This window comes from Pseudomonas sp., from assembly GCF_030147005.1.
In the GTDB taxonomy this organism is placed as follows: Bacteria; Pseudomonadota; Gammaproteobacteria; order Pseudomonadales; family Pseudomonadaceae; genus Aquipseudomonas.
The window spans coordinates 14,227-38,917 of the sequence record NZ_JASLAW010000169.1 but is presented as its reverse complement, the minus strand read 5'-3'; the positions used below and the strand labels follow the sequence as shown (position 1 = coordinate 38,917).

The 24,691-nt window shown below is 61.5% G+C and carries 21 protein-coding genes; 10 read left to right on the top strand and 11 right to left on the bottom strand.

The window, feature by feature from the left end:
• Nucleotides 1-291 (top strand): PTS transporter subunit EIIB, encoded by a 291-nt coding sequence (locus Q1V60_RS15765; protein WP_300632023.1) that lies wholly within the window; start codon nucleotides 1-3, stop codon nucleotides 289-291.
• Between the two features lie 64 nt (nucleotides 292-355).
• Here Q1V60_RS15765 and mltF read toward each other — a convergent pair whose 3' ends face one another.
• Nucleotides 356-1,816, bottom strand: a complete 1,461-nt coding sequence (gene mltF / locus Q1V60_RS15760; RefSeq protein ID WP_300632021.1) for a membrane-bound lytic murein transglycosylase MltF — start codon at nucleotides 1,814-1,816, stop codon at nucleotides 356-358.
• A gap of 286 nt (nucleotides 1,817-2,102) precedes the next feature.
• Here mltF and purL point away from each other — a divergent pair, with 286 nt between their 5' ends.
• The 4 genes from purL to Q1V60_RS15740 all read left to right on the top strand — a co-directional run bounded on the left by purL (nucleotide 2,103) and on the right by Q1V60_RS15740 (nucleotide 8,497).
• Nucleotides 2,103-5,999 (top strand): phosphoribosylformylglycinamidine synthase, encoded by a 3,897-nt coding sequence (gene purL / locus Q1V60_RS15755; RefSeq protein ID WP_300632018.1) that lies wholly within the window; start codon nucleotides 2,103-2,105, stop codon nucleotides 5,997-5,999.
• A gap of 4 nt (nucleotides 6,000-6,003) precedes the next feature.
• Complete coding sequence (locus tag Q1V60_RS15750) at nucleotides 6,004-6,315, top strand: NGG1p interacting factor NIF3 (protein ID WP_300632015.1); 312 nt, start codon at nucleotides 6,004-6,006, stop codon at nucleotides 6,313-6,315.
• Between the two features lie 347 nt (nucleotides 6,316-6,662).
• Nucleotides 6,663-7,601, top strand: a complete 939-nt coding sequence (locus Q1V60_RS15745) for a pectate lyase (protein ID WP_300632013.1) — start codon at nucleotides 6,663-6,665, stop codon at nucleotides 7,599-7,601.
• Between the two features lie 614 nt (nucleotides 7,602-8,215).
• Nucleotides 8,216-8,497, top strand: coding sequence for a hypothetical protein (locus Q1V60_RS15740; RefSeq protein ID WP_300632011.1), 282 nt, complete (start codon nucleotides 8,216-8,218; stop codon nucleotides 8,495-8,497).
• A gap of 241 nt (nucleotides 8,498-8,738) precedes the next feature.
• Here the strand turns inward: Q1V60_RS15740 and nagE are convergent, their stop codons facing one another.
• The 7 genes from nagE to Q1V60_RS15705 all read right to left on the bottom strand — a co-directional run bounded on the left by nagE (nucleotide 8,739) and on the right by Q1V60_RS15705 (nucleotide 17,232).
• A complete protein-coding gene (gene nagE / locus Q1V60_RS15735) occupies nucleotides 8,739-10,433 on the bottom strand; it encodes an N-acetylglucosamine-specific PTS transporter subunit IIBC (RefSeq protein WP_300632009.1) in 1,695 nt (564 codons plus the stop codon).
• Between the two features lie 26 nt (nucleotides 10,434-10,459).
• Nucleotides 10,460-12,973 (bottom strand): phosphoenolpyruvate--protein phosphotransferase, encoded by a 2,514-nt coding sequence (gene ptsP, locus Q1V60_RS15730; protein WP_300632057.1) that lies wholly within the window; start codon nucleotides 12,971-12,973, stop codon nucleotides 10,460-10,462.
• 29 nt (nucleotides 12,974-13,002) lie between these two features.
• The gene (locus Q1V60_RS15725) at nucleotides 13,003-14,025 is read right to left on the bottom strand and encodes an SIS domain-containing protein (RefSeq protein WP_300632006.1); all 1,023 of its coding nucleotides are present in this window, start codon (nucleotides 14,023-14,025) and stop codon (nucleotides 13,003-13,005) included.
• Nucleotides 14,006-15,112: an N-acetylglucosamine-6-phosphate deacetylase gene (gene nagA, locus Q1V60_RS15720; protein WP_300632004.1), complete on the bottom strand. Its 1,107-nt coding sequence runs from the start codon at nucleotides 15,110-15,112 to the stop codon at nucleotides 14,006-14,008. Before nagA ends, Q1V60_RS15725 begins: the two co-directional genes overlap by 20 nt.
• 10 nt (nucleotides 15,113-15,122) lie before the next feature.
• Entirely contained in the window at nucleotides 15,123-15,881 is a 759-nt protein-coding gene (locus Q1V60_RS15715) for a GntR family transcriptional regulator (RefSeq protein ID WP_300632002.1), read from the bottom strand.
• 261 nt (nucleotides 15,882-16,142) lie between these two features.
• Complete coding sequence (locus tag Q1V60_RS15710; RefSeq protein ID WP_300631999.1) at nucleotides 16,143-16,646, bottom strand: L,D-transpeptidase family protein; 504 nt, start codon at nucleotides 16,644-16,646, stop codon at nucleotides 16,143-16,145.
• Nucleotides 16,647-16,683: 37 nt separating this feature from the next.
• Nucleotides 16,684-17,232, bottom strand: a complete 549-nt coding sequence (locus tag Q1V60_RS15705; RefSeq protein WP_300631996.1) for an NUDIX hydrolase — start codon at nucleotides 17,230-17,232, stop codon at nucleotides 16,684-16,686.
• 146 nt (nucleotides 17,233-17,378) lie between these two features.
• Here Q1V60_RS15705 and Q1V60_RS15700 point away from each other — a divergent pair, with 146 nt between their 5' ends.
• The 5 genes from Q1V60_RS15700 (at nucleotide 17,379) to purT (ending at nucleotide 20,639) form a co-directional block, all read left to right on the top strand.
• The gene (locus Q1V60_RS15700; protein WP_300631994.1) at nucleotides 17,379-17,981 is read left to right on the top strand and encodes a CoA pyrophosphatase; all 603 of its coding nucleotides are present in this window, start codon (nucleotides 17,379-17,381) and stop codon (nucleotides 17,979-17,981) included.
• Between the two features lie 35 nt (nucleotides 17,982-18,016).
• Complete coding sequence (locus tag Q1V60_RS15695; protein ID WP_300631992.1) at nucleotides 18,017-18,541, top strand: gamma carbonic anhydrase family protein; 525 nt, start codon at nucleotides 18,017-18,019, stop codon at nucleotides 18,539-18,541.
• Nucleotides 18,538-18,753 (top strand): DUF1289 domain-containing protein, encoded by a 216-nt coding sequence (locus Q1V60_RS15690; protein ID WP_300631989.1) that lies wholly within the window; start codon nucleotides 18,538-18,540, stop codon nucleotides 18,751-18,753. The genes Q1V60_RS15695 and Q1V60_RS15690 overlap by 4 nt, the downstream gene beginning before the upstream one ends.
• 167 nt (nucleotides 18,754-18,920) lie before the next feature.
• The gene (locus tag Q1V60_RS15685) at nucleotides 18,921-19,388 is read left to right on the top strand and encodes a preQ0 transporter (protein ID WP_300631987.1); all 468 of its coding nucleotides are present in this window, start codon (nucleotides 18,921-18,923) and stop codon (nucleotides 19,386-19,388) included.
• A 69-nt stretch (nucleotides 19,389-19,457) separates the two neighbouring features.
• Nucleotides 19,458-20,639 carry a formate-dependent phosphoribosylglycinamide formyltransferase gene (gene purT / locus Q1V60_RS15680; RefSeq protein WP_300631984.1) on the top strand — a complete coding sequence of 394 codons (1,182 nt, stop codon included), beginning with the start codon at nucleotides 19,458-19,460 and terminating at the stop codon, nucleotides 20,637-20,639.
• 107 nt (nucleotides 20,640-20,746) lie between these two features.
• Here the strand turns inward: purT and Q1V60_RS15675 are convergent, their stop codons facing one another.
• The 3 genes from Q1V60_RS15675 to ccsA all read right to left on the bottom strand — a co-directional run bounded on the left by Q1V60_RS15675 (nucleotide 20,747) and on the right by ccsA (nucleotide 24,477).
• Entirely contained in the window at nucleotides 20,747-22,057 is a 1,311-nt protein-coding gene (locus tag Q1V60_RS15675; protein ID WP_300631981.1) for an MFS transporter, read from the bottom strand.
• 365 nt (nucleotides 22,058-22,422) lie between these two features.
• Entirely contained in the window at nucleotides 22,423-23,661 is a 1,239-nt protein-coding gene (locus Q1V60_RS15670; RefSeq protein ID WP_300631978.1) for a transporter associated domain-containing protein, read from the bottom strand.
• 12 nt (nucleotides 23,662-23,673) lie between these two features.
• A complete protein-coding gene (gene ccsA / locus Q1V60_RS15665) occupies nucleotides 23,674-24,477 on the bottom strand; it encodes a cytochrome c biogenesis protein CcsA (RefSeq protein ID WP_300631975.1) in 804 nt (267 codons plus the stop codon).
• Between the last annotated feature and the right edge of the window lie 214 nt (nucleotides 24,478-24,691).

Genomic DNA, 24,691 nt, shown 5'->3' with positions numbered 1-24,691 from the left:
ATGTTCGAGAAATTGCAGCGCGCGTTCTGGAAAGCCCTGACGCCGGATTTGATTGCGGAGACGGTCGCCGCGCCGGCGGGGGAGAGCCTGTTACCGGTCGATGTGCTGAGTGCATTGGGCGGGGAGGAGAACCTCACGTCGCAACAGCGCGTGGCATTGACGCGGGTACGGGTGCAACTGAAGGATGCGGGGCGGTTGGATGAGTCAGCGCTGAAAGCGGCGGGCGTGCCGGGCGTCATGGTGTTGGCGGGTGGCGTCGTCCATCTGCTCACAGGCCTCCAGGCCGGGTAGAGATGAAAATGTGGAAGGGGCTTGGCCCTCCCACATTTATTTTGTGGTGTTTGGATAAACGGGTTTACAACTGCGGGCTATTTTCCGGCGGCTTGGTCTTGTCCACGCCCGGCACATGCAGGTTGCCTTCCACCACTTGGTTACCTTCCAGCTGCGGCTGGGTCACCCAGGTCAGAATGTCGTAGTAACGCCGGATGTTCGCCACAAAATGTACCGGCTCGCCGCCCCTGGCATAACCGTAGCGCGTCTTGCTGTACCACTGCTTCTGCGACAGGCGCGGCAGCATTTTCTTCACGTCCAGCCACTTGTTCGGGTTCAGGCCTTCCTTCCTGGCCAGAAGGCGCGCGTCCTCCAAGTGGCCGGTGCCGACGTTGTAGGCGGCGAGGGCAAACCAGGTGCGGTCGGGCTCGGCGATCTTGTCGTCCAGCTCGTCCTTGATCTTGGCCAGGTACTTGGCGCCGCCCATGATGCTTTGCTTGGCGTCCAGGCGGTTGGACACGCCCATCGCCTGGGCGGTGTTCTGGGTCAGCATCATCAAGCCGCGCACGCCGGTCTTGGAGGTGACCGCCGGTTGCCACAGCGATTCCTGATAGCCGATGGCTGCCAATAGTCGCCAGTCGACCTTTTCTTCCTTGGCGTAGGCGCGAAAGTGCTTCTCGTACTTGGGCAGGCGCTGTTGCAAATGCTGGGCGAAGGTATAGGCGCCGACGTACCCAAGTACATCGACGTGCCCGTAATAGCGATCTTTCAGACGCTGGAGGGTGCCGTTCTTCTCGACCTTGTCCAGGTAGCTATTGATTTCGTTGAGCAGACTGTTGTCTTCGCCTGCGGCGACCGCCCAGCTCTGGTTGCTGGCATTGCCCAGGTCGAACGCTACCCGCACGTTGGGGAAGTACACCTGGTTCATCGCGACTTCGTTGGAGTCCACCAGGGTCAGGTCAATTTGCCCTTCGTCAACCATGCGCAGCAGATCGACCACCTCAACGGCGTCGGATTCTTCATATTCGATGGCAGGGTTCTGCTTTTTAAGCGCCGCCAACTGCTCGGAGTGGGTGCTGCCCTTGAGCACCATGATCTTCTTGCCGACCAGATCCGCCGCATTGGTTGGCCGCGATTGGCCGTTGCGGTAGATGATCTGCGGCGTAACTTCGAGATACGGGTGGGAAAAACGCACTTGCTGCCGGCGCTGATCGCTGCTGACCAGGCCGGCGGCGGCGAGCACCGGACCGTTGGGTTTGCCCAACTGGCCGAACAAGTCATCGAGGTTGTCGGCGGTTTCGATTTCCAGCTTTACCCCCAGGTCATCGGCAAAACGCTTGACCAACTCGTATTCGAAACCGGTTTCACCGTTGCGGTCCTGGAAATACGTGGCCGGGCTGTTCCGGGTAACCACCCGCAATACGCCATCCTCCTTGATTCGCTCGAGCGTGCTGGGTTTATCAACACAGGCGCTGAGCATCAGGAAGAGTCCGGTGGCGATGAGCCATTTGGCGCATCGCGGGCGCAAAACAGTTGGGGAGAACATCTGCGCAGTATACGCAAACGGCCCACGGCGCCATATCTCGACAGCGGCACACTTGTCTGCTAGTCGCTGCAAAACTGTGCTGCATCCCGCAGAAACGCGGCCTGGCGCGTGATTGTGACGGTTAAAATATCTGCGCCCGATGCCGTGGATTGCCCCTCGACACCGCGCAAACCGTGCCAACTGACGTTCGGCAGCGGCCAACGGTAGCGTTTCGGGTGCCGTTGGCGAAGGTTTACGCTAGAATGCACGGCCTCAAAGCACACCCCCTTCCGAGGCTGTCCCGAAGATGTTGATCCTGCGCGGCGCTCCTGCCCTTTCTGCCTTTCGCCACAGCAAACTCCTTGAACAACTGAGCCAGAAGGTTCCAGCGGTTACAGGCCTGTATGCTGAATTTGCTCACTTCGCCGACGTAACCGGCGTCTTGACCGCCGACGAACAGCAAGTGCTCGCACGCCTTCTGAAGTACGGCCCAAGCGTTCCCGTTCAAGAGCCGACCGGCCGCTTGTTCCTGGTTCTGCCGCGGTTCGGCACCATCTCGCCGTGGTCGAGCAAGGCCAGCGACATCGCCCGCAACTGCGGCCTGGATAAAATCCAGCGCCTGGAACGTGGGATCGCGTTCTACGTCGCCGGCCAGTTCAGCGATGCCGACGCCGAGTTGATCGCCAGCAACCTGCACGACCGCATGACCCAAATCATCGTCAGCCAGCTGGAACAGGCTGCCGGCCTGTTCAGCCACGCCGAGCCCAAGCCGCTTACCGCGATTGACGTGCTCGGCGGTGGCCGCGCCGCCCTCGAGAAGGCCAACACCGAATTGGGCCTGGCTCTGGCCGAAGACGAGATTGACTATCTGGTCAACGCCTTCAACGGCTTGAAGCGTAACCCGCACGACATCGAACTGATGATGTTCGCCCAGGCCAACTCCGAGCACTGCCGTCACAAAATCTTCAACGCCAGTTGGGACATCGACGGCCAAAGCCAGGAAAAAAGCCTGTTCGGCATGATCAAGAACACCTACGTGATGCACAGCGAAGGCGTTCTGTCGGCTTATAAGGACAATGCCTCGGTCATCGTCGGCTCCGTCGCCGGCCGTTTCTTCCCGGACCCGCAAACCCGCCAGTACGGCGCGGTGCAGGAACCGGTGCACATCCTGATGAAGGTCGAGACCCACAACCACCCGACCGCGATTGCCCCGTTCCCGGGCGCAGCCACCGGTTCGGGCGGCGAGATCCGTGATGAAGGTGCAACCGGCCGTGGCGCCAAGCCCAAGGCGGGCCTCACCGGTTTCACCGTGTCCAACCTGCAGATCCCGGGCTTCGAACAACCGTGGGAAGTGCCGTACGGCAAACCCGAGCGCATCGTTACCGCGCTGGACATCATGATCGAAGGCCCGCTCGGCGGCGCCGCGTTCAACAACGAATTCGGGCGCCCGGCACTCACCGGTTACTTCCGTACTTTCGAACAGTCCATCACCACCCCGCGTGGCGATGAAGTGCGCGGTTACCACAAACCGATCATGTTGGCCGGCGGCATGGGCAACATCCGTGAAGAACACGTCAAGAAAGGCGAGATTCTGGTCGGCTCCAAGCTGATCGTCCTCGGCGGCCCGGCCATGTTGATCGGCCTGGGCGGCGGCGCGGCGTCCTCCATGGCCACCGGCACCAGCTCGGCCGACCTGGACTTCGCTTCGGTACAGCGCGAAAACCCGGAGATGGAGCGTCGCTGCCAGGAAGTCATCGACCGTTGCTGGCAACTGGGTGACAAGAACCCGATCAGCTTTATCCACGACGTCGGCGCCGGCGGTTTGTCCAATGCCTTCCCGGAACTGGTCAACGATGGCGAGCGCGGTGGCCGTTTCGAACTGCGCAACATTCCAAACGACGAGCCGGGCATGGCCCCGCACGAAATCTGGAGCAACGAATCCCAGGAACGTTACGTGCTGGCTGTGGGCCCTGAAGACTTTGCGCGCTTCCAGGCCATCTGCGAACGTGAGCGTTGCCCGTTTGCCGTGGTCGGCGAAGCCACTGCCGAGCCGCAGCTGACGGTTACCGACAGCCACTTCGGCAACAGCCCAGTCGACATGCCGCTCGAAGTGCTGCTGGGCAAAGCCCCGCGCATGCACCGTTCGGCGGTACGTGAGGCCGAGCTGGGCGATGATTTCGACCCAAGCACCCTGGAGCTGGCTGACAGCATCGAGCGTGTGCTGCACCACCCGGCTGTGGCGAGCAAAAGCTTTTTGATCACCATCGGCGACCGCACCATCACCGGCCTCGTGGCACGTGACCAAATGGTTGGCCCCTGGCAGGTTCCGGTGGCCGACGTTGCCGTCACCGCCACCAGCTTCGATGTTTACACCGGTGAAGCCATGGCCATGGGCGAGCGCACGCCGCTGGCCTTGCTGGACGCTCCGGCGTCGGGCCGCATGGCCATTGGCGAAACCCTCACCAACATCGCGGCCTCGCGCATCGGCAAGCTGTCCGACATCAAACTGTCGGCCAACTGGATGTCCGCTGCCGGCCACCCCGGTGAAGACGCGCGCCTCTACGACACCGTCAAGGCTGTCGGCATGGAGCTGTGCCCGGAGCTGGGTATCACTATTCCAGTGGGCAAGGACTCCATGTCCATGGCCACCCGTTGGAACGAAGACGGCGCCGACAAGAGCGTCACCTCGCCGCTGTCGCTGATCGTTACCGGTTTCGCGCCGGTCACCGACATCCGCCAGACCCTGACCCCGCAGCTGCGCATGGACAAGGGCACCACCGACCTGATCCTGATCGACCTGGGCCGTGGCCAGAACCGCATGGGCGCCTCGATCCTGGCGCAAACCCACGGCAAACTTGGCAAACACGCGCCGGACGTCGACGACGCTGAGGACCTCAAAGCCTTCTTCGCCGTGATCCAGGGCCTCAACGCCGACGGCCACCTGCTGGCTTACCACGACCGTTCCGACGGCGGCCTGCTGACCAGCGTTGTCGAGATGGCGTTTGCCGGTCACTGCGGCCTGAACATCGTGCTCGACAGCGTTGCCGAGGACGCCGCCGAGATCAACGGCATCCTGTTCAACGAAGAGTTGGGCGCCGTGATCCAGGTGCGCCAGGACGCTACACCGGACGTGCTCGCCCAATTCAGCGCCGCCGGCCTGGACGACTGCGTGGCGGTGATCGGCCAGCCAATCAACAACGGTGAAGTCAATATCTCCTTCAACGGCGACACCGTGTTTGCCGGCCAGCGCCGTCTGCTGCAACGCCAGTGGTCCGAAACCAGCTACCAGATCCAGCGTCTGCGCGACAACGTCGACTGCGCCGAGCAGGAGTTCGACGCGATCCTGGAAGAAGACAACCCGGGCCTGAGCACCATGCTCAGCTTCGACGTCAACCAGGACATCGCTGCGCCTTACATCAAAAAAGGCATTCGCCCACAGGTCGCCGTACTGCGTGAGCAGGGCGTCAACGGCCAGGTGGAAATGGCCGCCGCGTTCGACCGCGCCGGGTTCAATGCGATCGACGTGCACATGAGCGACATTCTCGCCGGTCGCGTTGACCTCAACGAGTTCAAAGGCCTGGTGGCCTGCGGTGGTTTCTCCTACGGCGACGTGCTGGGTGCCGGTGAAGGCTGGGCCAAGTCGGCTCTGTTCAACAGCCGTGCCCGCGATGCGTTCCAGGGCTTCTTCGAACGCAACGACAGCTTTACCCTGGGTGTTTGCAACGGTTGCCAGATGATGTCCAACCTCAGCGAACTGATTCCCGGCAGCGAGTTCTGGCCGCACTTTGTGCGTAACCGTTCCGAGCAGTTCGAAGCCCGTGTCGCCATGGTGCAGGTGCAGGAATCCAACTCGATCTTCCTGCAGGGCATGGCCGGTTCGCGCATGCCGATCGCCATCGCCCACGGTGAAGGCCACGCCGAGTTCGCCAGCGAAGAGGCACTGCTCGAAGCTGACCTGTCCGGCACCGTGGCGCTGCGTTTCGTCGACAACCACGGCAAGGTCACCGAGGGCTACCCGGCCAACCCGAACGGCTCGCCGCGCGGAATCACCGGCCTTACCAGCCGCGACGGTCGCGTGACCATCATGATGCCGCACCCGGAACGCGTTTTCCGCGCCGTGCAGAACTCGTGGCGCCCGGAAGAGTGGAACGAAGACGGCGCCTGGATGCGCATGTTCCGCAACGCCCGCGTTTGGGTGAACTAAGGCCATGTACAAACTCGCCTTCTTCGTTCCCGCCAGCCACGTGGAGACGGTAAAAACCGCCGTCTTCGCAGCCGGCGGCGGGCGCATCGGCAGCTACGACAGCTGCGCCTGGCAAGTGCTGGGCCAGGGCCAATTCCGCGCGTTGGACGGCAGCCAGCCGTTTATCGGGCAGGTGGGTCAGGTTGAAGTGGTTGAAGAGTGCAAGGTTGAGTTGGTGGTGGCGGATGAGCTGATCGTGGCTGTTGTGGCTGCGCTCAAACTCAGTCACCCGTATGAGACACCGGCGTATGAGGTGTGGCAGTTGGCGGATTTTTGATTCGCATACTGCATTAACAAGAAACCCGCTGGGCCAGTATGGTCAGCGGGTTTTTTGTTGGCCGTAAGGACCCATTCGCGAGCAAGCCCGCTCCACATTTGGATAGCGTCGGGCACACCGTCTCTGTTCTACGCAAAATTGCTCACTTATGCACAACGAACCCACTCCACGCTTGACGCGATTTCTTTTACAGTTCACTGTATGAATGTACAGTATTTGAGTCGGCGGTAGTGTCTGACGTGCAGTCGGTTGCTCCGCCACTCATCTCACTGTGCACATGACCAGGACGGTCATGTTTCATTCTTGACCCGAAAACCGGGTCCCATGTTGCAAGAGAGGGAACTCATATGTCTTATCCAGAAAGCAAACTCACCGGCATGGCCGGCTTCGCCAAGGCCGCCAAAGTTACTGGCGGCTGGTCCGGTCCGGTTGTAAGCATCACCAACCTGGATCAGCTCAAAACCAATATTGCCGATTCCACTCCCCGCGTGCTGGTGATCAACAGTAATATCTCGGCGTCCAGTTTGACCAAGGTCTCCATGGGGTCCAACAAAACCCTGGTCGGTTCGTTCCAGAACCGTACGCTTAACAACATCCACTTGCGTGCGACACCCGAGTCGCAAAACATCATTTTTCAAAACATCGTTTTCCAGCATTCGGCCGGCATCAAGGCCAATGATGACATCCAGCTGTACCTCAACTACGGCAGCAAGTACTGGATCGATCACTGCTCTTTTGTCGGCCATGACTGGTCCGCCAACGACGGCAGCCTCGATAAGCTGCTGTACATCGGCGACAAGGCTGACTACGCGACCATCAGCAACTGTTTCTTCGGCAACCACAAATACGGCCTGATCCTCGGCCATCCAAGCGATGACAACAACGCAGCCTTCAATGGCTTTCCACGGCTGACCATTTGCCATAATCGTTTCGAGAATATGGAAGTGCGCGCACCGGGGCTGATGCGTTATGGCTACTTCCATGTCTATAACAACTACATCAACAAGTTTCATCTCGGCTTTACCCTGGCGCAAAACGCCAACATTCTTTCCGAGAGCAACAACTTTGGCGAAGGCAGTGCAAGCAACGGCATGCTGGATGATAAAGGCAACGGTACGTTTACCGATGTCGGCAGCGTGCCTGCTATCACTAATCAGAAATCGCCCAAAGCGCAGTGGACCGCTTCGTCCAATTACAGCTACACCTTGAAAACTCCCGCGCAGGCAAAGGACTTCACCGTTAAGAATGCCGGGGCCCAGTCGGTGAGCTTGGTGTTCGGTGGCTAAAGCCTGTCGAAGGTGCCGGATGTCGGGTTTGTATAAGGTGGCCGAGTGCTAGCGGCTGGATGCTCAGCCATCTCTATCAGACACCGGCGCGAGGTGCGGCAGTTGGCGCACTTTTGAGCGGCTGGCTGCATAAACAGAAAACCCGCTGGGCCAGTTTGGCCGGCGGGTTTTTGTCCCACAATGGACCGAGTTCCAACGTTGGAATGCCGCCCAGTGTGGGAGGGCGCTTGCCCCCGATGGCGTCCACCTTATGGCAGACCTCTGATGTGAAGTAAGAACTACCAGCATCACTTGCAGATGATGGGGGGCAGCTGTGTGCGGGCCTGCAAGCCCGAGAGTCACCAGCAAGTCTCGGTAGACCCGAAGGTCTCCCGCACACAGCCGCCATAAAGCCTGCTTCCACATTGATCTGTGAATACGTGATCGTTCCCACGCTCCTGCGCGAGAGCGATCAATCAAAAACAAGAAATCCGCTGGGCCAGTTTGGTCAGCGGTTTTTTTGGATGACCGTTTGTCGAACTCAGGTGCTTACCTGTTAATACTGACAGTTATGTCGATTGTTTTCATGATGTTTCATAAGCGCTCATTCATGGGCAATTCGAGGATGGAACATCATGGCAATTATAATCGTAAGTGTTGTTGACGGAGGCGGGAATTCAGTCGGCAATGGTGGTGAAACGTCATCTGATCGAGTGACGCTTAAGGGGATAGCGTCCCGTCCTGCTCAACAGCTGCGTATCATTGATGGCGCTAATTTGCTTACCCAGACAACCTCGAATAGTGATGGTCGATGGGAGGCTCTGGTGAGGGGGCTTGTGGCAAAGCGTTATATTATTCAAGCGTCTTCAGAAGATGGACAGGAAGTATCTGAAGAGTGGAAAGTAGTGAAAATTTGACTTGGCTGGTTTCCTTGCATACTCAAAGCCAATTTGCGCGTCTGGATGTTGGCAACTGTCATGAACTCTGTGACTTTGGTCAGCGGGGTTTTTGTTGCCTTTGAAGGCCTCATCGGGGGCAAGCCCCCGATGGCGTCCGCACCGGCACCTCAGAACGTTTTGATCGTTCCCACGCTTCTGCGTGAAAGCATCCCATGACGCTCCGCGTCACCATCGCACAGGGCTTGAATGGTGCGATCGGTCAAGCGCTGATTGGCCGGGCAACGAGACGCTCTAACGCCTCACCCAATCCTGACGCGTTGTCACCAATCAACAAGTGCCAAACACCGCCATCAAGCTGGCTCACACCTTGGCATCCGAGCGCAGTCAGGTCCGCTTCGGACAACACCGAATCATCGCCCAATTCCACCCGCAGCCGGGTCATCGCCACCGCTTTCAGTTGGCGTACATTCGTGCGACCACCCAAAGCGCTCAGCCATTTTTCGGCCTCCTGCACATTCACCGCCACCGGCTTGTCCACAGGCGCTGCGACGGCAGCAGTGGCGACAAATGAAGGCATCGCCAAGCGAATCTCGTCAGCAATGCTGTCCGCCATCGGCCCGACCACCACCTGCAAACTCCCGCCATTACCCGGCCGCACCACGGCCATGGCACCCAGCGCTTTCAACTCCGCGTCCACCGCCTTGTTACGATCAACCATGTCCAAGCGCAGACGCGTGGTGCAGGCGCCGACACTCAGCAGATTCTGCGCGCCTCCCAACGCTTGGATATAAGCCGTCGCACGCTGGTTATCAGTCATCGCTTCGGCCTGCACCACCTGGATATCTTCACGACCCGGCGTCTTCAGATTGAAGCGGCGGATGCAATAGGTGAAGACCGAGTAGTAGATCAGCGCGTAAGCCAGGCCCACCGGGAACACCAGCCAACCATTGGTCGACTTGCCCCAACCGAGCACCATGTCGATAAACCCGCCGGAGAAGGTAAAGCCGAGGTGGATATTCAGCATATTGGTGACAGCCATCGACAGGCCGGTGAGCACCGCGTGAATCAAATACAAAAACGGTGCCAGGAACATAAACGCAAATTCAATCGGCTCAGTCACCCCGGTCAGGAACGAGGTCAGCGCCATCGACAGAAAAATCCCGCCCATCACTTTGCGGCGCTCCGGCAAGGCGTTGCGGTACATCGCCAAGCATGCAGCAGGCAGGCCGAACAGCATCACCGGGAACATACCGGTCATGAACTGGCCGCCCTTCGGATCGCCGGCGAAGTAGCGGGTCAGGTCGCCGGTGACCACCGCGCCGGTTACCGGGTCGGTAAAGCTGCCGAACACGAACCACGCCATGTTGTTAAGGATGTGATGCAGGCCGGTGACGATCAGCAGGCGGTTGAACACACCAAACACGAACGCACCGAGGCTGCCGCTTTCCATCAGCAACACGCCAAAGCTGTTGATGCCATGCTGGATCGGCGGCCAGATCAAACCGAAGATCACGCCCAGCCCAACCGCCGAGAACCCCGTGACAATCGGCACAAACCGCCGCCCGCCAAAGAACGCCAGGTACTCCGGCAGCTTGATGTCCTTGAAGCGGTTGTACAGTCCGCCGGCCATCAGGCCACTGGCGATACCGGCGAGCATGCCCATGTTGATGGAGGTGTCCATCACCTTGAGCGTCGAGATCATCACCAGGTAGCCGATCGCCCCGGCCAGGCCGGCGGTACCGTTATTGTCGCGGGCAAAACCCACGGCAATGCCGATGGCGAAGATCAGTGCCAGGTTGGCGAAGATCGCCTGCCCGGCATCGTGCATCACTGCGATGTTGAGCAAATCGGTGTCGCCCAGGCGCAGCAACAGGCCGGCGATCGGCAAAATCGCAATCGGCAGCATCAGTGCACGGCCCAGGCGTTGCAGGCCTTCGATGAAATGTTGGTACATGGCGTGTCTCCCTATTCTTGTTGTTTTCAGCTCAGCGGCCAGTGGTGTTGACAGGCTTGGCGAACGGCCTTGGCGCTGCTCAGGTCGAGCAGGCTTTGGCTCAGTTGCCGGCATTGCGCCGCGTCCAGGTGGCGGACACGGTCCTTGATTTCGCCGATTTGCGGCGGGCTTACCGACAGCTCGCTGACGCCCAGGCCGACCAGCACGGGCGTGGCCAATGGGTCGGAGGCCAGGGCGCCGCACACGCCGACCCAGCGCCCGTGTTTCGCGGCGCCGGCGCAGGTCTGGGCGATCAGCCGCAGCAACGCCGGGTGCAGTGCATCGACGCGGGCGGCAAGGCCCGCGTGGTCGCGGTCCATCGCCAGGGTGTACTGGGACAGGTCATTGGTGCCGATGGACAAGAAGTCCGCGTGCTCGGCCAATTGCTCAGCCATCAGCGCGGCGGCGGGCACTTCGATCATCACGCCCAGTTCGGGGCGCTGGCTCAAACCCAACTCGGCGCACAGTTCATCCAGGCGCTGGCGGATCTGCAGCAGCTCGTCCACTTCGCTGACCATCGGCAACAGGATGCGACAACGCGCCAGCGGCGAGACTTGCAGCAGGGCGCGCAGTTGATGGTCGAGCAGTTCCGGGCGTACCTGGGCCATGCGAATACCGCGCAGACCCAACACCGGGTTGGCTTCGACAGGCAGTGGCAGGTAGTCCAGTTGCTTGTCGCCGCCCACGTCGATGGTGCGGATGATCACCGACTTGTCGCCCATGGCATCCAGCACCGCTTGATAGGCGTGGCGCTGCTCTTGTTCATCCGGCGCGGTGCGGCGGTCGACGAAGAGGAATTCGGTGCGCAACAGGCCGACGCCATCGGCGCCATTTTCAAACGCCAGCCGGGCTTCGGCGCTGGAGGCGACGTTGGCGGCGATTTCAATGCTCACGCCGTCGCGGGTGCGTGCCGGCAATTGGGCCTGGGCCTGTTGCTGCTGGCGGCGGGCTTTCTGTGCGTCGCGAATCTGGTGGACTTCAGCATGGCGGGCGTCGCTGGGCTGCAGTTCCAGGCGACCATTCACGGCGTCCAGTACCACGCGCTGACCTTGGGGCACATCAAGCACTTCGGCGCCCAGGGCCACCACACAGGGTAAGCCCTTACCCCGCGCAAGAATGGCGACGTGGGACGTGGCGCCGCCTTCGGCCATGCAGATACCCACGGCCTGTTGTTCGCTCAGTTGCAGCAAGTCTGACGGGGTTAATTCATGGGCACTGACGATCGACCCGGCGGGCAGTTCGAAGTGCCAGGCTTCACCCAGCAGCGCCCGCAATACGCGTTGTTGCAGGTCGCGCAGGTCGTTGGCGCGCTCGGCAAACAGCGGCTTGCCCAGCGCCAGCAGCACGGCGCACTGGGCCTGGATCGCATCACGCCAGGCGTGAGTGGCGGCGCTGCCGTGTGCAATGGCGTCGGTTGCCGCGTCCAGCAGCGCCGGGTCTTCCAGCAGCGCAAGGTGGGCGGCGAAGATCTCTTCTTCCTCGACGTTCTTGCGTTGGCGGGCATGGTCCAGGGTGGTGCGGATTTCCTCGCGTACCTGTTCCAGTGCCGTGTCGAGGCGCTGCTTTTGTTCGTCGGCCGAATGCTGGCCGGTGTCTTCCGACAGCTCGATGCCGGTCAGGCGAAACAGCGGCCCGCATACCAGGCCGGGTGCTGCGCAAACGCCTTGCAGCACATCGGCTTGCGCACTGACGCGACGTGGCGCAGCAGCCGCTGCCGGCGCGTGATGGTCTTCACTGACCGCCACCGACAACGCCGCGATCAATGCCTGCAACGCCCCATCGGCATCGCTGCCACGGCAACTCACGCGTACTTCGTCGCCCTCGCCGATACCCAGGCCCATCAAGCCAATCAGGCTGTCGCACGACGCCGACTTGTCACCGAAATGCAGGTGCGCCTGGCTGCTGAAGCCCTGGGCCGTCTTGCGAACCAGTGCGGCGGGGCGTGCATGCAAGCCGCCACGGTGGGTGATGCGCACGCTGGCACTGGCTTCGGCGCTTGAGTTATCCACAGCTGTTTGAGCGGTGGCGGTGGAACGTACCGCCAGTTGTATCAACGGCTCACCGACCTTGACGGTTTTCGATGCGAGCGGCGTCAGTTCGAAGCGATCACTGTTGGTCAGAATGATCAGGCTCACCAGGCTTTTGCACTGGCGCGCGATACGGTCCAGATCAAACTGCACCAGTGGTTGGCCCTGCTTCACGTGTGCGCCTTCCTTGACCAGCAAGGTAAAGCCTTCGCCATTGAGTTCTACGGTATCGATGCCTAAATGCATCAACACCTCGGCACCGTTTTCGGCACGAATGGTCAGCGCATGCGCGGTGCGGGCGACGTGGATGATCACCCCGTCACAGGGCGCGTGCAGGCAATCATTCAGCGGGTCGATGGCAATACCGTCGCCCATGGCGCCGCTGGCGAACACTTCGTCCGGGACGCTGCCCAGGGCCAGCACCGGCCCACTCAAGGGGGCGCTAAGGGTCAGTCGATTATTGTTGTTGGGCATGGGCACGGTACTCATCAGGAAAACGCCACTCAGTGAGTGCGGGTGACTTTGCTTAGGTGACGCGGCTCGTCAGGGTTCATGCCGCGCGCTTGGGCTAAACCTGCCGCCATCACGTAGAAACTCTGGATAGCCAGGATCGGGTCCAGGCTTGGGTGTTCGGCGCGGCTCAGGGTCAGGTCGCGCTCGGCGATATCGTCCGGCGCGGCCAGCAACACGCGGGCGCCGCGCTGGCGCATATCGGCGGCCAGGGTCAGCAGGCCGGCCTGTTCGGCACCGCGCGGGGCGAACACCAGCAAGGGGTAGTCTTCGCCGATCAAGGCCATCGGCCCATGGCGCACTTCGGCGCTGCTGAAGGCCTCGGCCTGGATCGCCGAGGTTTCCTTGAGCTTGAGCGCGGCTTCCTGGGCGATGGCGAAACCGGCGCCACGGCCGATCACCATCAAGCGCTGGCTGCCTTTGAGGGCCTCTATGGCCGCGCGCCAATCCTGTTTGGCGGCGTCACGCAGGCCGTCGGGCAGGGCCTGGCAGGCGTGCAGCAGGTCCGCTTCCTGGTTCCAGTGGCCGACCAGCAACGCGCTGGCGCTGAGCGTGGCGATAAAGCTTTTGGTGGCGGCCACGCTGAGTTCCGGGCCGGCGCACAGCGGTACGTGAAACTCGCAGGCGGCTTCCAGCGGCGAGTCTTCGGCATTGACCATCGAGATGCTCAAGGCGCCGCGCTTGCGCAGCAGGCGCAGGCTGTTGACCAGGTCCGGGCTTTGCCCCGATTGGGAAAAACCAAACACCACCTGGCCGCTGACCTTCATCGGTGCCTGCAACAAGGTCACCACCGACATCGGCAGCGACGCCACCGGAATCCCCACGTGCTGCATGGCCAGGTAGGCGAAGTAGCTGGCGGCATGGTCCGAACTGCCACGGGCAACGGTCATTGCCACTTGCGGCGGCTGGCGGCGCAGGCGACCGGCGACGTCTTCCAGCAGCGGGTCCAGACGTTGCAGTTGCGCCGCGACGGCGTCGCAGGAGGCCAGAGCCTCTTCAAGCATTTTTGAAGTCAATGGTTTCTCCTTCGACCATTACGTCGGTGAGTGTCAGGGAGCGGTCCAGGCGCACGCAGTCGGCAAAGCTGCCGGGCTGCAGGCGACCGCGTTCTTCCAGGCCCAGGTAGTCCGCGGGAAATTGCGACAGGCGTTGTGAGGCTTCGCTGATCGGCAGGCCGATTTTCACCAGGTTGCGCAGCGCCTGATCCATGGTCAGCGTGCTGCCGGCCAGGGTGCCGTCAGCCAGGCGTACGCCGCCCAGGCATTTGGTCACGGTGTGGCTGCCCAGCTTGTATTCGCCATCGGGCATGCCGGCGGCGGCAGTGGAGTCGGTGACGCAGTACAGGCACGGGATCGAGCGCAGGGCCACGCGGATCGCGCCGGGATGTACATGCAGTAGATCCGGGATCAATTCCGCGTACTTGGCATGGGCCAGCGCGGCGCCGACGATGCCCGGCTCGCGGTGATGCAGCGGGCTCATGGCGTTGTATAAATGGGTGAAGCTGGTGGCGCCGGCGGCGAGGGCGGCGACGCCTTCTTCGTAGCTGCCCAGGGTGTGGCCGATCTGCATGCGCACGCCGCGTTCGCTGAGGGCGCGGATCAGGGCGTCGTGGCCGGCGATTTCCGGGGCGATGGTAATGACGCGGATCGGCGCCAGGCGCAGGTAGGCTTCAACTTCGGCCATTAATGCGGTGTGGGCGAAGTTGGGTTGGGCGCCGAGTTTTCCCGGATTGATGTAGGGGCCTTCCAGGTGTACGCCGAGCACGCGGGCACTGCCTGAAGGGCGCTGCTCGCAAAAGCTGCCGAGCTCGCCGAGCACGCGGGAGATTTCATCCACCGGCGCGGTCATGGTGGTGGCCAACAGCGAGGTGGTGCCAAAACGCACGTGGGTACGGGTGATGGTTTCGAAGGCGGCCGCACCTTCCATGATGTCCGCACCGCCACCACCGTGCACATGCAGGTCGATGAAGCCTGGCAGCAGGTAGGGCAGGTCGTTGTCGACCGGGTCGCAGGGCGCGCCTTCGACGGCGACGACCTTGCCGTGCTCGTGCACCAGGCGGCCGCGCATCCAGCCGCTGGGCGTGAGGATATTGTCTTCGGACATGGGCAGTTCTCTAAATTCGCAGTTCGGCGGAGTAGTCATGGCGACGCAGCTCTGCGACAAAGTCGTAGTAGTCGTTGCGGCAGTAGGTGTCGGTGATTTCAATCGGCGTGTTGTCGGCGGTGTAGCCCACGCGGGTCATCAGCAGCATGGCGGTGCCGGGGGCGATGCCCACCAGCTTGGCGAACTCGTCCGACGCGTTGATCGCCTGGATATGCTGCAGGGCGCGCACGATGGGCTTGCCGATACCTTCCAGGTATTCGTACAGCGAATTGCCGATGGCTTGCGGATGGGGCAGCACCGAGGCCGGCATGGCGGTCATTTCAATCGCCATCACCGTGTCGTCGGCTTTGCGCAAACGCTTGAGGCGCGCCACTTTGTCGGTGGGCGACAGGCCCAGGCGGATCAACTCTTCGTGGGTCGGTGGGGTGATGTCGCGCTCCAGCCACTGGGAGGTGGGCACAAAACCCTTGAGCCGGAGCATTTCACTGAACCCCGACAAGCGCGACAACGGTTGCTCCAGACGCGGCGTGATAAAGGTGCCCGAGCCCTGGCTGCGACGAATCAGGCCTTGGGCGAGCAGCACTTCCAGCGCTTTACGGGCGGTGACCCGCGAGATGCTCAGCTGTTCGCTGAGGGCGCGTTCCGAGGGCAGGGCCTGTTCGGATTTCCACTGGCCGGCATGGATCGCTGCTTCAAGGCTGCGAGCCAGTTGCAGGTACAGCGGCGTGGATTGCTTGTCGTCGGGGCGCAGGGCCAGGATGGGATTCATCTGTCGGGTTTCCGATGCGTTATTGGAATGTTGTCGCCCGGTAATGGCCGGAAATTAATACCACTTAAATACCATGTCAATGCTGCCAACACGGTGCGAGCCCCGGTTTCAGGGCTTATTAACAGTGCGTGGTATCAAGTGGTATTAGAAAGGTTTTTGTTGCGCGCACACATGCGCAGCCCGCACGGTGAACTGGTATTCACCGGCAGGCGCTGCTTGGGGCAGGAAATATTTTCGAATTATTTTACGAGTGGTCGACGATCAGGGACGAATCTCGATCAGGGTGCCGTCCTTGACCAGGCTCCAGACCTCCCGCATATCCACATTGCGCATGCCGATGCAGCCGTCGGTCCAGTCCAGGGTGTGGAACAGCTGTTCCGGATAATCTTCGGTGTCCGGGGTGCCGTGGATCATGATCATGCTGCCCGGTTTTACCCCTTCGCGGCGGGCACGTGCGGCGTCGCTGATATTGGGATAGGAGATGTGCATGGCCAGGTTGAAACGCTCGCTGGTCTTGCGCCAGTCGAGCCAGTAGAAGCCCTCGGGCGTGCGGCGGTCGCCCTCGATCAGCTTGTGGCCTTTTGGGTTTTTGCCCAAAGAAATGCGATAGGTCTTGAGGGGCTTGCCGTCGTTGATCAGTTGCAACTGGTGGGCGGATTTGAGCACCAGGACTTTTTCGACGGGCTTGCCGCCGAGGGTTTCCACCGTGGAGGCCGAGGACAGGGCAGCGAACGACAGGCAGATAAGAGCAAGCAACCAACGCATTGAAACGACTTCCCTTTGGCGACGATTGGCCGGCTTGTTATTCGGCGGGCTTGGACATGGGGGGCACGGACTCGCTGCGCACCGGGAACAGCTGCTGTCGACGGTCAGCGAAGAAGCATTCTAAGGTACGCCCGACCGTGCGGAAAGCCAGCTCGGACCAAGGGATATCGGCTTCAGCGAACAGTTTCACCTCCAGGCTTTCGATGCCGGCGGCGAAGTCCAGGTCGACCAGTTCGGCGCGGTAGAAAATATGCACCTGGCTGATGTGCGGCACATCGATCAGGGTATAGATGTTCAGGTTGCGCACGCGGGCGCAGGCTTCTTCCAGCGTCTCGCGCATGGCGGCCTGTTCCACGGTTTCGCCGTTTTCCATAAAGCCTGCGGGCAGGGTCCAGTACCCCAGGCGCGGCTCGATGGCGCGCCGGCACAGCAGCACTTTGTCGCCCCATACCGGCAGGGTGCCGGCAACGATATTGGGGTTCTGATAGTGAACGGTCGAGCAGTGATCGCATACGTAGCGCAGGCGTGCGTCGCCTTCGGGGATGCGTTGGTTAACCGGTTTACCGCACTGGCTGCAGAAGTTCATGCTCGGGTTCCTGGAGAGTGCGCCTATCTTGGCTTGGCAGGCGGGGGCCTGCAAGTTGTCGTTTAGCGACACGCCGGTGGTTTTGGGGTTGGGCGCCCGCCTGCTTTGGTGCATGATGCAAGGTAGCCAACAGACCGAGATGACTCATGCTGGACGAGCTACTTCGCCGGGTAAGCAACCACATCCCCCACACGCTGGAGACCGACGGGCGTTTCCCCGAGGCCGCAGTGCTGGTACCGATTACCCGCAGTGACGAACCCGAACTGATCCTGACCCTGCGCGCCAGTGGACTGTCGACCCACGGTGGCGAAGTGGCCTTTCCCGGCGGGCGCCGCGACCCCGAAGACCCGGACTTGATCTTTACCGCCCTGCGCGAAGCCGAAGAGGAAATCGGCCTGCCGCCGGGGCTGGTGGAAGTCATCGGGCCGTTGAGCCCGTTGATCTCACTGCACGGCATCCGCGTAACGCCGTACGTGGGCGTCATCCCCGATTACGTCGAGTACCTGGCCAACGATGCCGAAATCGCGGCTGTCTTCAGCGTACCGCTGGATTTTTTCCGCCAGGACCCACGCGAGCACACCCACCGCATCGACTATCAGGGCCGCAGTTGGTACGTGCCCAGCTATCGGTTCGGCGAATACAAGATCTGGGGGCTGACGGCAATCATGATCGTCGAGCTGATCAACCTGCTTTATGACGATGCCAAGATCAGCCTGCACCAGCCACCCAAGAGCTTCATCAATATCTGAGCCATCGTTTGAGTGGCGAGCCGTGAGGGATAACCATGAAATACCGCCTGGGCGATGCCCGCGTCGAGACGCATCCACACAGCTGGGTGGCGCCCAATGCCACGCTGGTGGGCAAGGTCAAGCTGGAGGAGGGCGCCAGCGTCTGGTTCAACGCGGTGTTGCGTGGCGACAACGAACTGATCCTGATCGGCAAGAACAGCAACGTGCAGGACGGCAGCGTGATGCACACCGACATGGGCTACCCACTCACCCTCGGCACCGGCGTGACCATCGGCCATAACGCCATGCTGCACGGTTGCACCGTCGGCGACTACAGCCTGATCGGCATCAACGCGGTGATCCTCAATGGCGCCAAAATCGGCAAGCATTGCATCATCGGCGCCAATTCGCTGATCGGCGAAGGCAAGGAAATTCCCGATGGCTCGCTGGTGATGGGTTCGCCGGGCAAGGTGGTGCGCGAGCTGACCGAGGCGCAGAAGCGCATGCTCGAAGCCAGCGCCGCCCACTATGTGCATAACTCGCAGCGGTATGCGCGGGACCTGATCGAGCAGGAAGAATGACGGCAGTTGAACGTCCGGTCGCCTCGCCCTGTGTGAGTATTTGCGCGTTGGACGATGATGATATTTGTACCGGCTGCCAGCGCACGGTGGACGAAATCACGCGCTGGAGCCGCATGGACAATGCCGAGCGCCGGGTGGTGTTGGGGTTGTGTCATGAGCGGGCGGTGGCGGGGGGGATGGTGTTTATGATTGCCGGGAAATCCGGCGTCTGAAATTCCGCTTTTCGCGAGCACGTCCGCGCCCACATTCGACCGCGTTTAACCTATTTGAATACGGTCAAAACATGGGCGTGGGCTTGCTCGCGAAGAGGCCCTCCCAGACGACATATATTTGATTGTGAAGTACCCTGTGCGGCATCACCCACAGGTCCATCCCCACCATGCTCTTCCTGATCGCCTATATCAGCAGCGTCGTGCTGATCAATTTCGCCTTCTCCACCGCCCCGCACCTGGATATCATCTGGTCCGCCTGGGGCGGCCTGGTGTTTATCCTGCGCGACATGGTGCAAACCCGTTTCGGTCACGGCGCGATCATTGCCATGCTGGCGGCGCTGGTGCTGTCGTATATCACCTCCGACCCGTCCATCGCCCTGGCCAGCGCCACGGCCTTTGCGGTGTCCGAATGCATCGACTGGCTGGTGTTCAGCATCACCCGGCGCCCGCTCCACGACCGCCTGTGGATAAGTTCGGCGCTGAGCATTCCCCTCGATACCTTTATCTTCTTCGGCCTCATTGGCGCGCTGACCCCGGCGGTGGCGGGCACCGCGCTGGTATCGAAATTCGCCGGGGTCACCGTGGTGTGGCTGATCATGGCCTGGCGCATCCGCAAGCGCGCTGTCGCCAACTGAGGCCAATTTTTGCAGTTCATGTAAAATGCCGGCTTTTCTCCCCACGATCCGCTCCCCTGAGGACCTGAGATGACCCGAATCGGAACTCCATTGTCGCCAACCGCGACCCGCGTTTTGCTGTGTGGCTGCGGTGAGCTGGGCAAGGAAGTGGTAATCGAGCTGCAACGCCTGGGCGTTGAAGTGATTGCCGTGGATCGCTACGCCAACGCGCCGGCCATGCAGGTGGCGCATCGCAGCCACGTGATCAATATGCTCGACGGCGCCGCGCTGCGTGCCGTAATCGAAGCGGAAAAACCGCACTTCATCGTGCCGGAAATCGAAGCCATCGCCACCGCCACGCTGGTCGAACTGGAAGCCGAAGGCTTCACCGTGATCCCGACCGCGCGCGCCACCTCGCTGACCATGAACCGCGAAGGTATCCGTCGCCTGGCCACCGAAGAGCTGGACCTGCCGACCTCGCCGTATCACTTCGCCGACACCTTCGAAGACTACAGCAAGGCCGTGCAGGACCTGGGCTTCCCATGCGTGGTCAAGCCGGTGATGAGTTCTTCGGGCAAGGGCCAGAGCCTGCTGCGCAGCGCGGACGATGTGCAGAAAGCCTGGGATTACGCCCAGGAAGGCGGGCGGGCGGGCAAGGGCCGGGTGATCATCGAAGGCTTTATCGACTTCGACTACGAAATCACCCTGCTGACCGTGCGCCACATCGGCGGCACCACCTTCTGCGCGCCCGTCGGCCACCGTCAGGAGAAGGGCGACTATCAGGAATCCTGGCAGCCCCAAGCCATGAGCCCGATCGCTCTGGCCGAATCCGAGCGGGTTGCCAAAGCGGTGACCGAAGCCTTGGGTGGCCGTGGTCTGTTTGGCGTGGAGTTGTTCATCAAGGGTGACCAGGTGTGGTTCAGCGAAGTCTCGCCGCGCCCGCATGACACGGGCCTTGTGACCTTGATTTCCCAGGACTTGTCGCAGTTTGCGCTGCATGCGCGCGCTATTCTCGGCCTGCCGATCCCATTGATTCGCCAGTTCGGGCCTTCGGCTTCGGCGGTGATCCTGGTGGAAGGGCAATCGACCCAGACCGCGTTCGCCAACCTCGGCGCGGCGTTGAGCGAGCCGGACACGGCGTTGCGTCTGTTCGGTAAACCGGAAGTTAATGGCCAGCGTCGGATGGGTGTGGCGTTGGCGCGGGATGAGTCGATTGAAGCGGCTCGGGCCAAGGCGACCCGTGCTTCGAAGGCTGTTGCAGTCGAGCTGTAACCGAGGCGCGCCCTTCGCGAGCAAGCCCGCTTCCGCATTTTGACCGCATTTATCCTGTAGGAATGCGGTCGATATGTGCAAGCGGGCTTGCTCGCGAAGGCGACCTATCAGGCGACGCGATTCAAATCATTATCCCGCGTCTCTTTCAGGCACAGCACCGCAATCAAGCTGAGCAACGCCGCCGCCGACACATACCCTCCGACATAACTCAGCCCACCCATCGCCACCAGCTTGGTCGCGAAGAACGGTGCCGCTGAAGCGCCCACGATTCCCCCCAGATTATAGGCTGCCGAAGCCCCGGTATAACGCACGCGGGTCGGGAACAATTCCGGCAGCATGGCGCCCATCGGCGCGAAGGTCACGCCCATCAGGAACAACTCCAGCGCCAGGAACAGTGCCACGGCCCAGGTTGAACCGTGGGTCAGCAGCGGCTCCATGGTAAAGCCCGACAGCATCGCCAGGATCGCGCCGACAATCAGCACCGGCTTGCGCCCGTAACGGTCGCTGGCCAGCGCCGCCAGAGGCGTTGCCAGCCCCATGAACAGCACCGCGAAGCACAGCAGGCCGAGGAAGGTTTCGCGGCTGTAGCCCAGGGTTGAAACGCCGTAGCTCAGTGAGAATGCAGTCGTGATGTAGAACAGCGCATAGCACACCACCATCGACATTGCGCCCAGTAATACCGGCAACCAATGTTGGCTGAACAGCTCGATCAGCGGCACTTTCACCGGCGCTTCTTTGGCGACGGCGTTGGCGAATACCGGGGTTTCATGCAGCTTCAGGCGTGCGTACAGGCCCACCATCACCAGCGCCGCGCTGAGGATGAACGGAATGCGCCAGCCCCAGCTGCGGAACTGCTCGTCGTTCAGGCTCATGGCCAGGATCAGGAACAAGCCGTTGGCCGCCAGGAACCCGATCGAGGGGCCCAGTTGCGGGAACATGCCGAACCAGGCGCGCTTGCCTTTGGGCGCATTTTCGGTCGCCAGCAATGCCGCGCCGCCCCATTCCCCGCCCAGGCCCAGGCCTTGGCCGAAGCGCAATACACACAACAGAATCGGTGCCCAGGCGCCAATGCTGTCATAGCCGGGCAGCAAGCCGATCAGGGTGGTGCACACGCCCATCAGCAACAGGGAGGCCACCAATGTCGACTTGCGGCCGATACGGTCGCCAAAGTGACCGAACAGTGCCGAACCCAGTGGGCGCGCTATGAAAGCGATGCCGAATGTCAGGAACGACGCCAGCATCTGTGCGGTGCCGGACGTTTGCGGGAAGAACACCGGGCCGATGACCAGTGCCGCGGCCGTGGCGTAGATATAGAAGTCGTAGAACTCAATGGCGGTGCCGACGATGCTCGCGGTCGCCACGCGGGCCGTCGAGTTGGTCGGGGCGGCGGTCGCGGCCTCGTTATACGTGGTGCTCATGGCGGTAATCCCTGACGGTTATTGCGCGTTTGGACGCGGATTATTATTGGTCGAACACCCATGGGTCAGGGTTGTGCTCGGGGCGGCTCGGGATGGGAGCAGACACCGGCCAGACATGGTAAAGCGCTGCCTGGACGCGCTGAGTGCGGGTAGCACGCGGTCGGGCGGGGCTTGGGTAAGCCGCAGGATTATAGGAAGGGGTTTGAACATACAACAAGGGGTTGGCGGCGATCTGTTGAACACAGACGATCCAGTGTGGGGGCAGGCTTGCTCAAGAATGCGGTGGATCAGTACCAGATATTTTGACTGACCCGCCGCATTCGCGAGCAAGCCGCCCCCACATTGGATTGAGTTGTGTCAGATAGTCAGGCGGCGACGGGCATACGGCTGGTATGCCAGATCAGCACCTTGCTCACCCGGTTGTCCTCGGTTTCGAGAATTTCCAGGCGGTAGCGGCCGATTTTCAGGCATACCGCGCAGTCGGGGATGGTTTCCAGCGCCTCGGTCACCAGCCCATTGAGCGTCTTGGGCCCGTCGCTGGGCAGGTGCCAGTTGAGGCTTTTGTTCAAGTCGCGGATCGAGGCGGCGCCGTCGATGATGTAGCGGCCATCGGGCTGCGCTTCGATATGCGGGTTGTCGCCACTCTGCTCGCTTTCGAATTCGCCGACGATTTCTTCCAGGATGTCTTCCAGGGTCACGATGCCCAGCACTTCGCCGTACTCGTCCACCACCATGCCCAGGCGCCGTTGCTGCTTGTGGAAATTCAGCAGTTGCAGCTGCAGCGGCGTGCTTTCCGGCACGAAGTAGGGTTCGTGGCAGGCGGCCAGCAGTGCTTCTTTGGTCAAGCTGCCATCGGCCAGCAGATGCTGGATCTGGCGTGTGTTGAGCACCGCTTCGACCTGGTTGATATCGCTGTGGAACACCGGCAGCCGCGTGCGCTGGGAGGTGCGCAGTTGCTCGATGATGTCTTCGATCGCGTCGTCCAGGTTGATGCCGTCCACTTCACTGCGCGGCACCAGGATGTCGTTGACGGTGATGTTGTCCAGGGCATGGATGCCAGGCATGCCAGGCATAGGCTCTTCATCGGCGTCATGTTGCGGTTCATCGTGGTGGTCGGACGAGGGTTCGTCGCTCTTTCTAACGATGCCCGCCTTGCGCGCGAACGGGCGCAGCAGCATCAGGCTGATGCCATTGAGCAACCATGCGGCGGGGTAGAGGATTTTCAGCGGCACGCCCAGCAGGGCGTTACCGAAACCCAGTACGGCATGTGGATAGCGAGTGGCCAAGGCGCGGGGCAGGTAGTCGGCGAGGATCAGCAGCAACCCACACGAGATCAGCCAACCGAGCCACGGCCCATTCTGCGCCCAGGCATAAATCGCCAGCAGTGTGCAAAGAATGACCACGGCCGCGCGACACAGGCTGTTGCACAGGATCAGGCTGTGCCGTGGAAAGTTCAGGCGTGCGGCAGCCTTGTCGCCCTGGCGTGTGCCCGGGCGCAGCGCCATCAAGTGTTGTTGCGCGGCTTCGATGGCGGTAAACAGTGCCGCCCACAGAATCAGCAGGGCAATTACGGCGAGCATCGGCCCAAGGGGCAAGTTGTCCATGATCGCCGCTCGTCAGATATGCAGGATGTATTCGCGAACCAGCTTGCTGCCGAAATAGGCCAGCATCAGCAGGCAGAAACCGGCCAGGGTCCAGCGGATGGCTTTGTGCCCGCGCCAGCCGAGGCGGTTGCGACCCCACAGCAACACGCTGAACACGACCCAGGCCAGGCAGGCCAGCAAGGTTTTGTGCACCAGATGCTGGGCGAACAGGTTCTCGACGAACAGCCAGCCGGAAATCAGCGACAGCGACAACAAGCTCCAGCCGGCCCACAAGAAGCCGAACAGCAGGCTTTCCATGGTTTGCAGCGGAGGGAAGTTCTTGATCAGCCCGGACGGGTGCTTGTGCTTGAGCTGGTGGTCTTGCAACAGCACCAGCAGCGACTGGAACACCGCGATGGTGAACATGCCGTAGGCGAGGATCGACAACAGGATGTGCGCGAGGATGCCCGGTTCTTCATCGATCACCTGTACGGTGCCGGTGGGCGCCAATTGCGCCAGCAGCACCGTGAGCATGCCCAGCGGGAATAGAAGAACGAGCAGGTTCTCGACCGGAATCCGGTAGCACGCCAGCAGTGTCAGTGCGATCACGGCGGCGGCGATCAGGCTGGCGGCGCTGAAAAAATCCAGGCCCAGGCCGACCGGGGTCATCAGGTGGGTAAACAGACTGGCGGCATGGGCCAGCAGGGCAAGGACGCCAAGGCCGGCCAGCAGACGTTTGTCCACTTTGGTGCCTTGGGCCAGACGGGTGCCCTGATAGAGGGTCGCAGCGGCATACAAAATGGCGGCGGCGAGACTGGGTAGCAAACTGGGTGACAAGGGGAGCATAAATCCTGATAGACAAGCCCGAAAGGCGCTGAGTTTGGCACACACCCGCGCTGCACGAAAGACTCCCGCGCCAGACAGCGGGTGTGCATGGGCGCAGTCTTCGCTATAATCCGCGACCTGCCCACGCCGCAGGCTCGACGAGCGCTGTTTTTAATAGCGATTTACCACAGCCTCGGCCGCCATTACCTCGGTCTACCGATGCACT

Coding starts and splice junctions, on each gene's coding strand:
- Q1V60_RS15765 (WP_300632023.1), top strand. CDS start 1: ATGTTCGAGAAATTGCAGCGCGCGTTCTGGAAAGCCCTGACGCCGGAT.
- mltF (WP_300632021.1), bottom strand. CDS start 1,816: ATGTTCTCCCCAACTGTTTTGCGCCCGCGATGCGCCAAATGGCTCATC.
- purL (WP_300632018.1), top strand. CDS start 2,103: ATGTTGATCCTGCGCGGCGCTCCTGCCCTTTCTGCCTTTCGCCACAGC.
- Q1V60_RS15750 (WP_300632015.1), top strand. CDS start 6,004: ATGTACAAACTCGCCTTCTTCGTTCCCGCCAGCCACGTGGAGACGGTA.
- Q1V60_RS15745 (WP_300632013.1), top strand. CDS start 6,663: ATGTCTTATCCAGAAAGCAAACTCACCGGCATGGCCGGCTTCGCCAAG.
- Q1V60_RS15740 (WP_300632011.1), top strand. CDS start 8,216: ATGGCAATTATAATCGTAAGTGTTGTTGACGGAGGCGGGAATTCAGTC.
- nagE (WP_300632009.1), bottom strand. CDS start 10,433: ATGTACCAACATTTCATCGAAGGCCTGCAACGCCTGGGCCGTGCACTG.
- ptsP (WP_300632057.1), bottom strand. CDS start 12,973: ATGCCCAACAACAATAATCGACTGACCCTTAGCGCCCCCTTGAGTGGG.
- nagA (WP_300632004.1), bottom strand. CDS start 15,112: ATGTCCGAAGACAATATCCTCACGCCCAGCGGCTGGATGCGCGGCCGC.
- Q1V60_RS15715 (WP_300632002.1), bottom strand. CDS start 15,881: ATGAATCCCATCCTGGCCCTGCGCCCCGACGACAAGCAATCCACGCCG.
- Q1V60_RS15710 (WP_300631999.1), bottom strand. CDS start 16,646: ATGCGTTGGTTGCTTGCTCTTATCTGCCTGTCGTTCGCTGCCCTGTCC.
- Q1V60_RS15705 (WP_300631996.1), bottom strand. CDS start 17,232: ATGAACTTCTGCAGCCAGTGCGGTAAACCGGTTAACCAACGCATCCCC.
- Q1V60_RS15700 (WP_300631994.1), top strand. CDS start 17,379: ATGCTGGACGAGCTACTTCGCCGGGTAAGCAACCACATCCCCCACACG.
- Q1V60_RS15695 (WP_300631992.1), top strand. CDS start 18,017: ATGAAATACCGCCTGGGCGATGCCCGCGTCGAGACGCATCCACACAGC.
- Q1V60_RS15690 (WP_300631989.1), top strand. CDS start 18,538: ATGACGGCAGTTGAACGTCCGGTCGCCTCGCCCTGTGTGAGTATTTGC.
- Q1V60_RS15685 (WP_300631987.1), top strand. CDS start 18,921: ATGCTCTTCCTGATCGCCTATATCAGCAGCGTCGTGCTGATCAATTTC.
- purT (WP_300631984.1), top strand. CDS start 19,458: ATGACCCGAATCGGAACTCCATTGTCGCCAACCGCGACCCGCGTTTTG.
- Q1V60_RS15675 (WP_300631981.1), bottom strand. CDS start 22,057: ATGAGCACCACGTATAACGAGGCCGCGACCGCCGCCCCGACCAACTCG.
- Q1V60_RS15670 (WP_300631978.1), bottom strand. CDS start 23,661: ATGGACAACTTGCCCCTTGGGCCGATGCTCGCCGTAATTGCCCTGCTG.